Source organism: Neobacillus sp. GCM10023253 (assembly GCF_042653105.1).
In the GTDB taxonomy this organism is placed as follows: Bacteria; Bacillota; Bacilli; order Bacillales; family Cytobacillaceae; genus Neobacillus; species Neobacillus citreus.
In genome coordinates this window covers 72,670-86,750 of record NZ_JBHSHV010000028.1, presented here as the reverse complement: position 1 = coordinate 86,750, position 14,081 = coordinate 72,670, and the positions used below count along the sequence as shown (strand labels likewise).

Sequence of the window (14,081 nt, the reverse complement as noted above, 5' to 3'; positions counted from 1 at the left end):
TTGATTTTTGATAGGATTAAAACGCCCAATTTCCTGCTTTAAAAATAGGTTCTGTCTGTCCATCTGCGGTGATGCCATCGATGTCCATTTCAGCCGATCCAATCATGAAATCAACGTGAGTGATGCTCTCGTTTAGCCCGTTTTCCTTTAATTCATCGCCAGACATTTTCTTGCCGCCTTCGATACAGAAAGAATATGCCATTCCGATAGCAAGATGGTTTGAGGCATTTTCATCAAACAATGTGTTGAAGAAAAGAATGTTAGATTGGGAGATTGGCGAGTTATACGGAACTAGTGCCACTTCACCAAGATAGTGGGAGCCTTCATCGGTTTCCACAAGATGCTTCAGAACTTCTTCGCCTTCCTCAGCTTTTACCCCGACAATTCTGCCGTTTTCAAAGGTAATTGAAAAACGGCCAATGATATTTCCGCTGTAGCTGAGCGGCTTCGTGCTTGTGACGGTGCCGTTTACGCCAGTTTTTAATGGAACCGTAAAGACCTCTTCTGTTGGCATGTTGGCCATAAACTCAACACCGTTTTCATTGACACTGCCTGCGCCAACCCACAGATGATTTTTCGGCAGCTCAATTGTTAAGTCTGTGCCAGGTGCTTTGTAATGAAGCTTTGCATACCGTTTTTCGTTGAGGTATGACACTTTTTCATGAAGGGTTTCATCATGCTTTTTCCAGGCTTCGACCGGGTTTTCAGCATCCACACGGACTGCTTTAAAAATAGCATCCCAAAGCTTTTCAATCTGCTTTTCGGCAGGCTCGCTCGGAAACACCTTGGCAGCCCAGGCAGGGGACGCTGCGGCAACGACAGTCCAGCTGACCTTGTCTGATTGAATCGCTTGACGATGCTTAGTCATTGCTTTTCCGGCAGCCTTTTGGAAGTTGGCAATCCTCTGCGGGTCAACGCCTTTTAGCAAGTCTGGACTTGAAGACACCACTGACATAAAGGCAGCACCCTGCTCAACCAATTCTTCCATTTCCTTAGCCCGCCACTGCGGGTATTCGTTGAATACCTCATCTGGTGCCAGTTCATATTTGGTTCTTGTAACCACATCATCGGCCCAGTTGATAATGACATTGCGGGCGCCCGCTTCATAAGCCTTTTTAACGATTAAGCGGACAAACTCGACTGCGTCTAAGGAAGCGTTGACCAATAGGCTTTGATTTTTTTGAATATTTACGCCGACCTTAACTGCAAGCTCCGCGTATTTTTCAAGGTTAATTTGAAAATGACTCATATATGTATAATCTCCTTTATCAGAATCTTCCTTTATTGTAGCGTTTTTATTATGAAAAAGAAAATGATAGAGGGGCAGTGTTTTAAGCAAAAAAAAACAGCAGGAATAGTGTTCCTACTGCAGTTTGCTGCCATAAACTTTTATATTAAAATATACCCCTGCGGAAAATAAAACGATAAATGTAATAATGCCTGACAATGAAGTGGGAGCCATAAATGTTGACAGTTCCACTTTGTCCACCGCCTTTGAAATATGTAATGTTTACACTCTAAGTATAATACTAAAAGGGGTAATTGTGAATAATTTAGTACAATTTTTTGTCTGAATTTTGAACAATAATTAAAGGGACCCTGCTAAGCTAGGATCCCAGTTTAATAGATTCTTTTTCAAATGAATAAAACATCAGCCAATAAAAGAAGGCGCTGAGGAGTGTAAGCAAAAATAATACAAAAAATGTCCAGTTGTATCCAATCCAAACGGTCATCGGGATGGACAACGGCGCGATGGTTCGGCTGATGGTATACCGCAGACTCGCTGCCGCAAAGTACTGGCCCCGCATATGTTCGGGGGCAAGTTTGGACACAAAGCTTTGCTGGAGACCTGCACCCATCAATTCTGCAAAGGTAAATACCGCCATTGCGAACATCAATCCCCAAATCCACTGCGTTTGGCTAAACAGAATCAATGAAACTCCGTATACAACCGATGATAATACGAAAATATTTCTTTCATTAAAATTAGCTGTCCATTTGGTCACGATGACAGTTAATAACGCAACCAGCAGGCCATTCTCGGCAAGTACCATTCCAAAGGCTTGCTCACCGCCGACCTTAAATGACCAATCCCCAAAAGAAAGTAGATTTTGATTGTGAACAACATCCTTCATATACACTGGAAACAATAGATCCAACTGCATAAACGTTTGGCCGGCTAAAACCCCCGCTACGATAAACAGGAGAAATGTTTTATCCCGTACAATTATTGCATAGTCCCGAAATTGATTGATTAAAAAATAGTACCATTTTCCGTCGACGGATAAAGCTGAAGTTTTTTGAACGAGCACTGTTTCTTTTGTTAATTTTGCTAAAATAATGCCAAGCATCATACAAACAATCGCAGCAGCAAGCAATAACTGAAAGCGGTAATGAGCATAAAAAATCCCGCCTAAAATAGGGCCGATGACTACTGCGATATTGATAGATGTATAAAATATGGCGAATACCTGGCTGCGGTGTTTTTCCTCCACCAAATCAGCAACCATTGCCTGGCTTGCCGGCCAATAAAAGGAACCGAAAACACCGGCCGCAGCAAATGCTGCGAATCCAAGTATTGGAGACTGAAACCAGGGAGAACTGGCTGCTGAAAAAGCTAAAAAGGAAAATCCTTGCCCAATGGCAGAGAGAACCATCATTCGTTTCCGCCCAAATCGGTCAGCACAGTAGCCGCCCAACAGGTTAGCTGCCACCGCAAATATTTGTGAAAAAACCAATAACAAACCAGCTTTGCTCTTGCCGAATTCCTCTGCAAAATAAATCGACAGAAACGGAAAGAACATCCAATAAGTAATATTCATGGCCGCCTCACCGAACAGGCGAACCTTCAAATTCATATCCCAATCTCTAATCCGCATTCAAAAATCTCCATTTCCAAAAATCGTGCCAATTTATCATACTATTCAAGTGGAAGGGAATACAAGAAAAAAAGAGACTGCTTTCCCATCATTGCTTACCATTAATGTAATTGAAGTTTCGGAATTACTGAATCCATTAGAGACGTATGCTATATTTAACTTACTGTAATTCGAAAGGATGTTTTAAATATGGCAAAAAGTGTTGTAATTGCTGAAAAACCTTCTGTCGCGCGTGATATTGCACGTGTGCTTAATTGTAATAAAAAAGGAAATGGGTATCTAGAAGGCGAGAAATATATCGTTACGTGGGCACTAGGACACCTTGTCACGCTTGCTGACCCAGAAGATTATGATGTGAAATATAAAACATGGAAATTAGAAGACCTGCCAATGCTGCCTGAACGTATGAAGTTAACAGTCATTAGGCAGACCGGGAAACAATTTAATGCAGTTAAGAGTCAACTGACTAGAAATGATGTCAACGAAATAGTCGTGGCCACGGATGCAGGGAGAGAGGGAGAATTAGTTGCACGTTGGATTATTGATAAAGTAAAAGTCAATAAACCTATTAAACGTTTATGGATCTCATCTGTTACTGATAAGGCGATTAAAAATGGTTTTGCAAACCTGAAGCCTGGTAAGTCTTATGACAATTTATATGCTTCAGCTGTCGCACGTTCAGAAGCTGACTGGTATATTGGGCTGAATGCAACACGTGCTTTAACGACCAGGTTCAATGCCCAACTAAACTGCGGACGTGTACAAACACCTACTGTTGCGATAATTGCAGCACGTGAGGACGAAATCAAAAATTTCAGAGCGCAATCTTATTACGGCATTGAAGCCCAAACATCCAACCAACTAAAGCTGACTTGGCAGGATGCAAAAGGAAACAGCCGAAGCTTCGATAAAGAAAAAATTGAGGCCATTGTCAAAAAGCTTGGCAAACAAAACGCTATTGTAACGGAAATTGAGAAAAAGCCTAAGAAATCTTTTTCTCCGGGTCTTTATGACTTAACAGAATTGCAGCGTGATGCGAATAAAATCTTTGGCTACTCTGCTAAGGAAACGTTAAACATTATGCAAAAGCTGTACGAGCAGCATAAAGTTTTAACGTATCCTCGTACTGATTCGCGCTACATTTCTTCTGACATTGTCGGAACACTCCCTGAACGGTTGAAAGCATGTGCAATAGGTGAATATCGTCCATTAGCTAATAAGGTCTTAAGTAAGCCTATTAAAGCTTCTAAGGCTTTTGTTGATGACAGCAAAGTATCAGATCATCATGCGATAATACCAACAGAAAGCTATGTAAACTTCTCAGCCTTCACAGATAAAGAGCGTAAAATTTATGATTTAGTCGTAAAACGTTTCTTAGCGGTATTATTCCCGGCATTCGAGTACGAGCAGTTAACGCTGCGAGCCAAAATCGGTGATGAGAACTTCGTGGCTCGTGGAAAAACGATTATTTCAAGTGGCTGGAAAGAAGTTTACAATAATCGCTTTGAAGATGACGATGCGTCAGATGATTTGAAAGAACAGATTTTACCTCGCATCGAAAAAGGCGATACATTAATTGTGAAACTTATCGCACAAACGGCTGGACAAACAAATCCGCCAGCTCGATTTAATGAGGCGACATTACTTTCGGCAATGGAAAACCCTGTAAAGTACATGGAAACAAACAATAAACAGCTCGCAGAAACATTAAAATCTACGGGTGGACTGGGAACTGTTGCAACACGAGCTGACATTATTGAAAAGCTATTCAACTCGTTCTTAATCGAAAAACGAGGTAAAGACATTCATATTACTTCCAAAGGCCGGCAATTGCTGGATTTAGTGCCGGGAGAGCTAAAATCCCCTGCTTTAACAGCGGAGTGGGAACAAAAGCTTGATCAAATTGCGCATGGCAAGTTGAAAAAAGAAGTGTTTATCAGCCAAATGAAAAACTACACGAAAGAAATCGTGGCTGAAATTAAAGCAAGTAATAAAAAATATAAGCACGATAATATTTCTACAAAAAATTGTCCTGACTGTGGAAAACCAATGCTTGAAGTGAATGGCAAAAAGGGAAAAATGCTCGTTTGCCAAGATCGGGAATGCGGGCATCGTAAAAATGTCTCACGTGTTACAAACGCACGCTGTCCACAATGCCATAAAAAACTTGAGCTGCGTGGCGAGGGTGAGGGCCAAATCTTCGCATGTAAATGTGGATATCGTGAAAAACTTTCTGTTTTCCAAGAACGCCGGAAAAAAGAATCCGTCGGGAAAGTGGATAAACGGACAGTACAAAAATACTTAAAGAACCAGCACAAAGAGGAAGAACCTTTGAATAGTGCGTTGGCTGACGCGTTAAAAGGGTTGAAGTTTGATTAACACCATACTTAAGGGGCTATTCAAGAAGAGTGATTTCTTTATGAATAGCCTCTTTCATTCATTATCCTGCTAAAGTGATAATGCGCTAAAATTCAGAAAATTTAGTTGACAGGCAAGGTATCTGTCACATAAAATATTATCAAACTAATAATAATTTTTAGAATGGGTGGAAAATCATGAGGCAGCGCCGAAGAACCGTTCAAAATTTTATAACGTTTATTAAAGAGGCTGGATTCCAAATCTAATCAGAAATGGAATCCAGCCTCTTTCTTTATCTTACTAAAGTAATAGAGGAGTGGAGAGAAATGATCACATTAACAGGTAACAGTCTAACATTAGAGCAAATGAAGGAAGTATTGTACCGTGGCCAAAAGGTTGGCGCTTCGGAACAAAGCATGGAGGCTGCAGCGAAGAGCCGGGAAGCGGTGGAACGAATTGTTTCTGAGCGTAGAGTGGTTTATGGAATCAATACCGGGTTTGGAAAGTTCAGCGATGTACTTATTGATAAAGAACATGTGCAGGATCTGCAGTTGAATTTAATCCGCTCGCATGCCTGTGGAATAGGGGAGCCATTCCCAGAAGTGGCGTCAAAAGCAATGGTCGTTCTTCGTGCCAATGCCCTGTTAAAAGGTTACTCAGGCATTCGTCCGGTAGTCATTGAAAGACTGATTGAGCTGGCTAACAAAGACATTATTCCGGTTATTCCGCAGCAGGGTTCATTAGGTGCTAGCGGGGATTTGGCGCCATTATCCCATTTGGCATTAGTTGTTGTAGGTGAAGGCGAAGTATTCTATAAAGGCGAGCGTGTGGAAGCAGGCATTGCACTTCAGCAGGAAGGTCTTTTCCCGCTAACACTTGAGGCTAAAGAAGGTCTTGCTCTCATTAACGGAACGCAAGCCATGACAGCTATGGGGGTCGTCGGATACCTAGAAGCAGAGCAGCTTGCTTTTGAGAGCGAACTGATTGCTTCCATGACGATTGAAGGGTTAAATGGAATTCTCGATGCTTTTGCAGAAGAGGTTCAAGTGGCCAGAGGCTACCAGCAGCAGATTGATACAGCAGCAAGAATCCGCCGCTATTTGAGTGACAGCTTATTAACAACGATGCAGGGAGAACTGAGGGTTCAGGATGCTTACTCTCTTCGCTGCATCCCGCAGGTTCAAGGTGCTTCCTGGCAGGCGCTTGATTATGTAAAAGAAAAGCTAGAAATCGAAATGAACGCGGCGACTGACAATCCACTAATTTTTGATGATGGGGAAAAGGTCATCTCCGGTGGAAACTTCCACGGGCAGCCAATTGCTTTTGCAATGGACTTTATGAAAATCGCAGTAGCAGAGCTTGCTAATATTTCGGAACGTCGTGTGGAACGGTTAGTTAATCCGCAATTAAGCGATCTGCCGCCGTTTTTAAGCCCGCAGCCAGGCCTGCAATCAGGGGCAATGATTATGCAGTATGCAGCGGCTGCACTTGTTTCAGAAAATAAAACTTTGGCACATCCAGCTAGTGTGGATTCCATTCCATCATCGGCAAACCAAGAGGATCATGTCAGCATGGGGACGATAGCATCAAGGCATGCACATCAAATCATCCAAAACACTCGCAGGGTCCTTGCGATTGAGATGATTTGCGCCATGCAGGCCGTCGAATATCGCGGTGTAGAGAAAATGGCGACCCATACGAAGAACTTCTATGAAAAAGGTCGTGAGCAGGTGGCATCCATTAAGCAGGACCGCATCTTCTCGAAGGATATCGAAAGACTGGCAGAATGGCTGAAAACCCTGGAATTTTCTCAGTTTATGAAGAAATTAAGCTTCGAAAAATAAACAGAGTAAAAAGGCGTGAAAACTCTTCACGCCTTTTACTCTGTCTGCTCAGGAAGCAGGCGGGCGGTATCCTGCGGCGTGTCCTCTTCCTCAATTCTATTTTTAAAGGCCTCCTGGGTGACAATAAATTCTTCATCCCCAATTGCCTGCTCAGCATGACTCTCGGTCATGGTGTTCTTGGGGAATTCACCCGGATGGTTTTTGTTTTTATGATTAAAATGTTCTCCACGTGCCAAGTCTAACACTCCTTTCGTTATCGCTTGTAGCATGCCCCAATAAAGCTGAAATCATTACCGATTTATTTTTCAACCAAAATGGACCTTTGTTATAATAAATCTAGTGAGTATGCTAAAAAAGGAGGGCAATAACATGGATATGTTTCATATTGTCTCAGAAGATCGGATTAAAAAAGCATACAAAGATGGAGAATTTGATAATCTTCCTGGATATGGAAAACTGCTGAAGCTTGAAGATTTATCAGGTATTCCAGAAGAACTGCGCATGGCTTACAAAATCATGAAAAATGCAGGCTTTTCAGAAGAGGAAAACCATTTACGCAAAGAGATGATGACCATCGAGGATCTCATCAAAAAATGTGACGACAGCGGTAAGAAGGAAGATTTGCAAAAAAAGTTAAATGAAAAGCTCCTTCGCTTTAATCAATTGATGTCAAAACGAGGGGCGAAAACAAATTCGTCCATTTTCAAAAATTACGAACAAAAGGTAGAAAAACGGTTTAAATAAATTCTGATTAGTAAAAAAAAGCTGGCGAGGAGAGAATTTTTACAATTCCTCTTCACCAGCTTTTTCTTCAAATTTGGCAGGCTTGCACATGCGGTCTAAGAAATAACCTGCAAATACCATAAAAGCAATGGGGATTGAAAAGTTTAACACATGAACAATGGTCAATGCCTATCACCTCTATTTTATTTTGAATATTGACAATATTCCGTATATTATCATGTTGTTAATATTATATGCTAATCGTCACAAATTAGACAAATGTTTTCGTCATAAAATCAGAGCCAAAAATAAAGAAGGAAAATTTTCTTCCCATAAATTAGGAGGATATTCGACTTCAAATGCTCTATTATTTATATATTCCATTTTCAGGCAATGGGAATTAGAGGAAAAAATGCGGGAGTTTGTCAAAAAATGTCTAAAAAAGGGGTTTAGAATATTAAAAATGCTGACAAAAACTAACACTTTGTTATAAAAGGACTAGTTATAATGAACTTACTAAATAGTTAGTGTGAATTTAGTCCTAGAAAAGATGAACTGATGAAATAATAAATAGACAGTTATTTTTCAGAAAAAGGCAAACTTGGTGAAAATCAAGGACGCAAAGCCGAGGGTCTAAGGTGGAAATAGAGAGAAGCTATGATGGCCGGGCTGCCTGAAATACGGGTAAGTATTTTAGGGGGTTGTTAGTATGAATTTGGAGATTGAGCAGATGGAGAAGCTTGACAAGGATTGGCTAGTACTAATTATGGAAGCTAAGAGGATTGGATTATCGGTAGAAGATATTCGAAATTTCCTAAGCGGTAATCACCAATCAGAACAATTTGTTACATACCAAAATGAAAAAACATCCTACAAAAATTAAGAATTTTTGTAGGATGTTTTTTTTGTACATTTTAACTATTGTTTTGATTGTTCCGCCATTTATTAAATTCCAAGAACTCGCGGAATTGATCTTTTGAAACACCGGAGGTCATGGCTTCCTTTACTAAATTCATCCAATCATTGTCCAATGCCGTCTTGTCAATCTGCTCATGTATTAAATGCTCAACCGGAATGTTTAATACACCGGCAATCTTTTCAAGAAACTGTATGGACGGATTTTTTTGAAGGTTTCTCTCAAGCGAGCTTAAATAGGATTTTGCAACTCCTGCCTGCTCTGCTAGTTCAGAAAGTGACATCTTCTTCTCTTGGCGGAATTTCTTTACGCGGTCACCTATCATGGATTCTCACACACCTAAAAATAATTTATAACATCATTCTATCAAAAAGAATTTGAGAGTACCATATTAAGAACAAAGGAATATGGCAAATTATCGAAATTTGCATAATTAGTTTTTACATTGAGAAAGTAGTTTTGAAAAATAAGTCCGTTAGCGTTAATATTAAAGTGTTGCCAAAAATGTCATATAGTAATCGTTTTTATATACCAGCATTCGCACAAATAGGTCTCCAGACAAAAGAATTTATTCAAAAAGGCAGGGGAACATTACATGATTGTCTTAAAGTCACAACGAGAAATCGAAGCAATGAAAAAGGCAGGAGAAATCCTCGCTGCCTGTCACAAAGAAATTGCCAAAATGATTAAGCCAGGGATTACCACTTGGGAAATTGATCAGTTTGTAGAGGGATTTTTAAAAAAGCATAATGCCACTCCGGAACAAAAAGGTTATAAGGGCTACGAATACGCAACATGCGCAAGTATTAACGATGAAATCTGCCATGGCTTCCCGCGCAAAGAACCATTGCAGGAAGGGGACATCGTCACGATTGATATGGTTGTTAATTACAACGGGGCCTTGGCTGATTCAGCATGGTCTTACGCAGTTGGCGAGGTTTCCGAAGAGACTGAGCATTTATTAAAAGTCACAAAGGAAGCCTTGTACAAGGGAATTGAACAAGCGGTTCCAGGCAACCGGATTGGCGATATCGGTCATGCCATTCAGACTTATGTGGAAAGTGAAGGACTCGCGGTTGTCCGCGACTTTATCGGACATGGGATTGGAGCAGTGATTCACGAAAAGCCGGATGTACCGCATTACGGTTTGCCAGGTAAAGGCCCAAGAATTAAAGAGGGAATGGTATTTACGATTGAGCCAATGGTGAATATCGGATTATTATTCACCAAAATGGATTCAAATGGATGGACAGCAAGGACCGTCGATAGCACCTATTCCGCCCAATATGAGCACACAATCGCCATCACCAAAGATGGCCCGATCATTTTAACTGATCAAGATTAAAAAATAAAAAACAGATCTCATTCGAGGTCTGTTTTTATTTTTTACGCAAGTTTCCCAATTCTTCAACTAGAGCCTGCATTTCATTAGGGCTGAAAGAATTCTTTTTCATTACCATTTCATAAATCTCTTTCAACTCTTCATACATTTCCTCATCAAAATGGGAAGGTTTAATTGCGCCTAGATTCAAAACCTTTAACTTCTCTTTAATTTGCTCAATCATATATTCAACATTTTCTACTGACTTCAACGATAAATCCATTTTCGGTCACCCTTTCGGAAATTCATATGTCCATCTTTTCATGTTCACTGAATGATGTCAACACAGAAAAATTAGGGCCAGACTTGCATACCCTTTCTAGATAAAGCAAAATAAATGATAGGAAAATTCATTGGAATAATTTTCATTCATTTTTATGATTAAGCAAGGAGAGGTTAAGATGACAAAGAATAAATTTTGGCAAGGAATGCTGATTGGAGCCATTGCTGGCGGAGCGATTAGTCTCTTCGACAAACAAACCCGTCAAATCATGAAGGAGCACGCTTGCAAAGTTTCCGGAAAGGTGTCTTATGTTGTCCGACATCCGGGTGAAATGGTCGGGAAGGTAAAGGAAACGGCAGAGAAAATTATGGATACCGTCGAGCAGGCGGGAGAAGATATCTCCTATATCATGGATAAGGTGGATGAGCTTCGCGACCTAACACCTAAAGTGACCGAGACAATCAGGGAGACAAAGAAAACTTTCAGAGATGATGTGGATACCGACTTTGTTGAGGAAATCTTTGATGAAAAAGAATTTAAATAAATAAAGGAGAAGTGATAATGAAGGACAAAGGAAATGTTCGATCTTCGTTAATCCGTTTGCTTTGGCACCGGATTGACGAGGATGATCTTCCGGGAATGAGTGCGCAGTTAGCCTATTATTTTCTTCTTTCACTGTTTCCGCTTTTAATTGTAATTTTTACCCTAATGCCCTATCTCCCTTTTCACGAACATGATGTTTTAGGGATTATAAGCGGCTTTGCGCCGGAAGATGCTATGAAATTGATTGAAAAAAATATAAGTGAAATCATGAGTCACCGGAATGGCGGATTGCTTTCTTTCGGGGTAATTGGGACGATTTGGTCATCCTCTAATGGAATTCATGCGATTATGAGGGCTTTTAACAAGGCATATAATGTCGAAGAAAGTCGTTCCTTTATCGTTTCCCGCGGCATGGCCATTTTGCTGACGTTCGGAATGGTAATCGTTTTTATTGTCGCCATCGTATTGCCGGTGTTTGGCAGGGAAATAGGCCTGTTTTTATTTTCGCAATTTGGCTATTCAAGTGAATTTCTAAAACTTTGGAATACATTAAGTCTGGCTGTTAGCGCGATTATTTTATTTCTAATTTTTACAGGACTATACTGGGTGGCTCCAAATGTTAAACTTCGCTGCCGGAGTGCCTTTCCGGGTGCCGCCTTTGCGACTGTCGGCTGGATCATTTCCTCGCTTGGTTTATCTTACTATGTGGGGAATTTCGGCAATTATTCGGTTACCTACGGTAGTATTGGAGCAATTATTGTGTTGATGCTTTGGCTGTACATTTCTGCCTTTATCATCATTTTAGGCGGCGAAATTAATGCATTTTTCAGTGAAGAAAACCGTTCTAACTGCTAATACTTACCTTTATGAAAACCGTTTAACTGTCCAAACTAGGATTGGGGACTACTTCATTACTAGGGAGGTTTGGACGATGACAAAACAAACAAAAAAAGACGGCGGCACGAAACAAAAAGGCAAGGGCAGCAAAGGAAATAAGACATCAGGATCCGCTAATGGGTCAAACGGATACCATTAATGGTTATAGTTATAGAAAAGGACCGGGTACTTTGGTACCCGGTCCTTAATGTTTGCCTAATTTGCGGATAGGCGCTTGTCAATTGCGGATAGCGGTTCTCAACTTGCGGATAGCAGCTCCCACTTGCGGATAGCGGCTCCCAACTTGCGAAAGCACAGTCCACTTGCGGATAACGCGCCCCAACTTGCGAAGTGCGCCCGCATCCTTATTTTAAAAGCCGTAAACTATTTAAAATGACCAGAATTGTACTGCCTTCATGGCCGATGACGCCAAACGGCAGGTCGATAATCTGAAAGAAGTTGGACGAAATCAACACCATGATGACCGCAATCGAGAAAACAACATTTTGCTTAATGATCCGGTTCATTCGCTGTGACAACCGAATGGCTTCTGAAATCCTTGGCAGGTCGTTTTTCATAAGAACAATATCTGCCGTTTCCAGGGCCACATCCGATCCTTCTCCCATGGCAATCCCGACATTGGCAATGGCGAGTGCCGGGGCATCGTTGATACCGTCACCGACCATGGCGACATTTTTATATTTGTCTTTTAACTTTTTCAGGTACTCCACTTTTGTTTCCGGCAGGCATTCGGCGAAGTATTCCGATACGTGGCTTTCTGCGGCAATCGCCTTCGCCGTTTTTTCACTGTCACCGGTTAGCATAATCGTATGAATGCCTTGTTTTTTTAAGTGGTCAATAGCAAGCTTTGTTTCTTCGCGGACAACATCCTTTAAGCCTATTGCGGCACTTAATTCTCCGTCAATTTCCACATAAACAAGGGTATTGCCCTGGCTCGCAAGATCTTTTGCAAGACCGTCCGCGAATTTCTCTGTTAGTTCTTTCCCAACAAACGCAGCTTTACCAATCTTCCACTGTTCCCCATTTACTACCGCTTTAATTCCCCAGCCTGGGACGTCCTCAAGGCTGTCAGGATGAAATAACTCCTTAGAAACGTTTTCCTTCGCATATTTCACAATCGCCTGCGCAAGCGGGTGATTGGAATGACTTTCAATCGAAGCGGCTTTCCAAATCAGGCTGTCTTTATCAAGCCCATCCTTGACGATCACTTCAGTCACAACCGGTTTGCCTTTTGTAAGAGTACCGGTTTTATCGAAAGCAATGGCTCCTAAATGGCTGAGGTTTTCCAAATGGACTCCGCCCTTTACCAATATTCCGTGCCTTGCTCCATTGGAAATTGCCGATAAAGTGGCAGGCATAATCGAAGCCACCAGCGCACATGGGGAGGCTACGACCAATAAAATCATCGCCCGGTAAAAGGATTCGTGCCAGTCCCAGCCAAGCAAAAAGTGCGGTACGAAGAACATCGCCAATACTACTAGCAGGACCACCTTAACATATGTTCCCTCAAAGCGCTCGATGAAAAGCTGTGACGGCGACTTTTCACTTTGGGCCGATTGCACGAGCTGAATGATTTTTTGAAAAAGAGTATCGCTGCTTTCCTTTGAAACATTGACAGTAATAGCACCGGACAGATTCACAGTTCCGGCAAACACCTCTTCCTGTTCGCCTTTGGAAACAGGCATTGACTCACCGGTAATCGCTGCTTCGTCGATATTTGTATACCCTTTGACAATCATTCCATCGGCCGGAACCCGTTCGCCCGGTTTAATGAGTATCAGGTCGCCGACCCGCAGTTCAGATACCGAAACCAGCTTTTCTAAACCGCCGGAGATCAGAACGGCCTCTTCAGGCTGCAGCTCCATGAGTGAGGAAATTTCCTTATGGCTTTTATTCATCGTGTAGGTTTCCATTGCCCCGCTGACAGCAAAAATAAAGATGAGGATAGCCCCCTCTGTCCAATATCCGATAATGGCAGAACCAATCGCGGCAAAAATCATCAGCATTTCAACATTTAATTCTTTGTTTTCATAGGTTGCCTCAATGCCTTCTTTTGCTTTGGCAAAGCCGCCAATGACGAATGCGAGCAGATAGGCAACAATTGATTCTGCTTCTTGGCCGTTTTTATCGAGAAGCCAGCCTGCAAGGATGAAGACACCACTTAACCCGGCAGCAATCAATTCTGCATGCGGTTTTATTTTTTCTAGAAAACTGGTCTTTGGAATTCCCTTCGTGAGAACTTTTGTTTCGGAAACCATTCTTTTCACCCTCCTTTAATGAAATCTAATTGAGAAAAATAATCAAAATCACAACCCCT

General features: G+C 41.5%; 14 protein-coding genes and 1 riboswitch. Of the genes, 7 read left to right on the top strand and 7 right to left on the bottom strand.

The window, feature by feature from the left end; translation table 11 throughout:
• Window positions 1-16 precede the first annotated feature (16 nt).
• Window positions 17-1,249, bottom strand: coding sequence for an aminopeptidase (locus tag ACFPA1_RS25630; RefSeq protein ID WP_378587125.1), 1,233 nt, complete (start codon window positions 1,247-1,249; stop codon window positions 17-19).
• Between the two features lie 358 nt (window positions 1,250-1,607).
• Window positions 1,608-2,879 carry an MDR family MFS transporter gene (locus ACFPA1_RS25625; protein WP_378587122.1) on the bottom strand — a complete coding sequence of 424 codons (1,272 nt, stop codon included), beginning with the start codon at window positions 2,877-2,879 and terminating at the stop codon, window positions 1,608-1,610.
• 189 nt (window positions 2,880-3,068) lie between these two features.
• On the opposite strand from ACFPA1_RS25625, the gene ACFPA1_RS25620 reads away from it, so the two are divergent.
• Together ACFPA1_RS25620 and hutH are read left to right on the top strand one after the other, a co-directional pair.
• On the top strand, window positions 3,069-5,258 hold the full coding sequence (locus tag ACFPA1_RS25620) for a DNA topoisomerase III (RefSeq protein WP_378587119.1): 2,190 nt from the start codon (window positions 3,069-3,071) through the stop codon (window positions 5,256-5,258).
• A gap of 305 nt (window positions 5,259-5,563) precedes the next feature.
• Window positions 5,564-7,081, top strand: a complete 1,518-nt coding sequence (gene hutH, locus ACFPA1_RS25615) for a histidine ammonia-lyase (protein ID WP_378587116.1) — start codon at window positions 5,564-5,566, stop codon at window positions 7,079-7,081.
• Window positions 7,082-7,116: 35 nt separating this feature from the next.
• On the opposite strand, the gene ACFPA1_RS25610 is transcribed toward hutH, so the two are convergent.
• The gene (locus ACFPA1_RS25610) at window positions 7,117-7,326 is read right to left on the bottom strand and encodes a hypothetical protein (protein WP_378587856.1); all 210 of its coding nucleotides are present in this window, start codon (window positions 7,324-7,326) and stop codon (window positions 7,117-7,119) included.
• Window positions 7,327-7,450: 124 nt separating this feature from the next.
• Here ACFPA1_RS25610 and ACFPA1_RS25605 point away from each other — a divergent pair, with 124 nt between their 5' ends.
• Entirely contained in the window at window positions 7,451-7,825 is a 375-nt protein-coding gene (locus ACFPA1_RS25605) for a DUF1992 domain-containing protein (protein WP_378587113.1), read from the top strand.
• Window positions 7,826-7,864: 39 nt separating this feature from the next.
• Here ACFPA1_RS25605 and ACFPA1_RS25600 read toward each other — a convergent pair whose 3' ends face one another.
• The gene (locus ACFPA1_RS25600) at window positions 7,865-7,990 is read right to left on the bottom strand and encodes a hypothetical protein (protein ID WP_378587110.1); all 126 of its coding nucleotides are present in this window, start codon (window positions 7,988-7,990) and stop codon (window positions 7,865-7,867) included.
• A 398-nt stretch (window positions 7,991-8,388) separates the two neighbouring features.
• Window positions 8,389-8,481, top strand: a riboswitch (cyclic di-GMP riboswitch).
• A gap of 32 nt (window positions 8,482-8,513) precedes the next feature.
• Here ACFPA1_RS25600 and ACFPA1_RS25595 point away from each other — a divergent pair.
• The gene (locus ACFPA1_RS25595) at window positions 8,514-8,687 is read left to right on the top strand and encodes an anti-repressor SinI family protein (protein ID WP_378587107.1); all 174 of its coding nucleotides are present in this window, start codon (window positions 8,514-8,516) and stop codon (window positions 8,685-8,687) included.
• Between the two features lie 31 nt (window positions 8,688-8,718).
• Here ACFPA1_RS25595 and ACFPA1_RS25590 read toward each other — a convergent pair whose 3' ends face one another.
• Window positions 8,719-9,045, bottom strand: a complete 327-nt coding sequence (locus tag ACFPA1_RS25590; RefSeq protein WP_213146568.1) for a helix-turn-helix domain-containing protein — start codon at window positions 9,043-9,045, stop codon at window positions 8,719-8,721.
• Window positions 9,046-9,315: 270 nt separating this feature from the next.
• Here ACFPA1_RS25590 and map point away from each other — a divergent pair, with 270 nt between their 5' ends.
• Window positions 9,316-10,065: a type I methionyl aminopeptidase gene (gene map, locus ACFPA1_RS25585; protein WP_378587104.1), complete on the top strand. Its 750-nt coding sequence runs from the start codon at window positions 9,316-9,318 to the stop codon at window positions 10,063-10,065.
• Between the two features lie 34 nt (window positions 10,066-10,099).
• On the opposite strand, the gene ACFPA1_RS25580 is transcribed toward map, so the two are convergent.
• Window positions 10,100-10,324, bottom strand: coding sequence for a DUF1128 domain-containing protein (locus tag ACFPA1_RS25580; RefSeq protein WP_213146570.1), 225 nt, complete (start codon window positions 10,322-10,324; stop codon window positions 10,100-10,102).
• 178 nt (window positions 10,325-10,502) lie between these two features.
• Here ACFPA1_RS25580 and ACFPA1_RS25575 point away from each other — a divergent pair, with 178 nt between their 5' ends.
• Window positions 10,503-10,868 (top strand): YtxH domain-containing protein, encoded by a 366-nt coding sequence (locus ACFPA1_RS25575; protein ID WP_213146571.1) that lies wholly within the window; start codon window positions 10,503-10,505, stop codon window positions 10,866-10,868.
• 17 nt (window positions 10,869-10,885) lie between these two features.
• Entirely contained in the window at window positions 10,886-11,722 is an 837-nt protein-coding gene (locus ACFPA1_RS25570) for a YihY/virulence factor BrkB family protein (protein WP_213146572.1), read from the top strand.
• A 386-nt stretch (window positions 11,723-12,108) separates the two neighbouring features.
• Here the strand turns inward: ACFPA1_RS25570 and ACFPA1_RS25565 are convergent, their stop codons facing one another.
• Window positions 12,109-14,022, bottom strand: a complete 1,914-nt coding sequence (locus ACFPA1_RS25565) for a heavy metal translocating P-type ATPase (protein WP_378587099.1) — start codon at window positions 14,020-14,022, stop codon at window positions 12,109-12,111.
• Window positions 14,023-14,081: the final 59 nt, after the last annotated feature.

Excerpts from the sequence above, each read along its gene's own strand:
- ACFPA1_RS25630 (WP_378587125.1), bottom strand. The coding sequence starts at position 1,249 with ATGAGTCATTTTCAAATTAACCTTGAAAAATACGCGGAGCTTGCAGTT.
- ACFPA1_RS25625 (WP_378587122.1), bottom strand. The coding sequence starts at position 2,879 with ATGCGGATTAGAGATTGGGATATGAATTTGAAGGTTCGCCTGTTCGGT.
- ACFPA1_RS25620 (WP_378587119.1), top strand. The coding sequence starts at position 3,069 with ATGGCAAAAAGTGTTGTAATTGCTGAAAAACCTTCTGTCGCGCGTGAT.
- hutH (WP_378587116.1), top strand. The coding sequence starts at position 5,564 with ATGATCACATTAACAGGTAACAGTCTAACATTAGAGCAAATGAAGGAA.
- ACFPA1_RS25605 (WP_378587113.1), top strand. The coding sequence starts at position 7,451 with ATGGATATGTTTCATATTGTCTCAGAAGATCGGATTAAAAAAGCATAC.
- ACFPA1_RS25595 (WP_378587107.1), top strand. The coding sequence starts at position 8,514 with ATGAATTTGGAGATTGAGCAGATGGAGAAGCTTGACAAGGATTGGCTA.
- ACFPA1_RS25590 (WP_213146568.1), bottom strand. The coding sequence starts at position 9,045 with ATGATAGGTGACCGCGTAAAGAAATTCCGCCAAGAGAAGAAGATGTCA.
- map (WP_378587104.1), top strand. The coding sequence starts at position 9,316 with ATGATTGTCTTAAAGTCACAACGAGAAATCGAAGCAATGAAAAAGGCA.
- ACFPA1_RS25580 (WP_213146570.1), bottom strand. The coding sequence starts at position 10,324 with ATGGATTTATCGTTGAAGTCAGTAGAAAATGTTGAATATATGATTGAG.
- ACFPA1_RS25575 (WP_213146571.1), top strand. The coding sequence starts at position 10,503 with ATGACAAAGAATAAATTTTGGCAAGGAATGCTGATTGGAGCCATTGCT.
- ACFPA1_RS25570 (WP_213146572.1), top strand. The coding sequence starts at position 10,886 with ATGAAGGACAAAGGAAATGTTCGATCTTCGTTAATCCGTTTGCTTTGG.
- ACFPA1_RS25565 (WP_378587099.1), bottom strand. The coding sequence starts at position 14,022 with ATGGTTTCCGAAACAAAAGTTCTCACGAAGGGAATTCCAAAGACCAGT.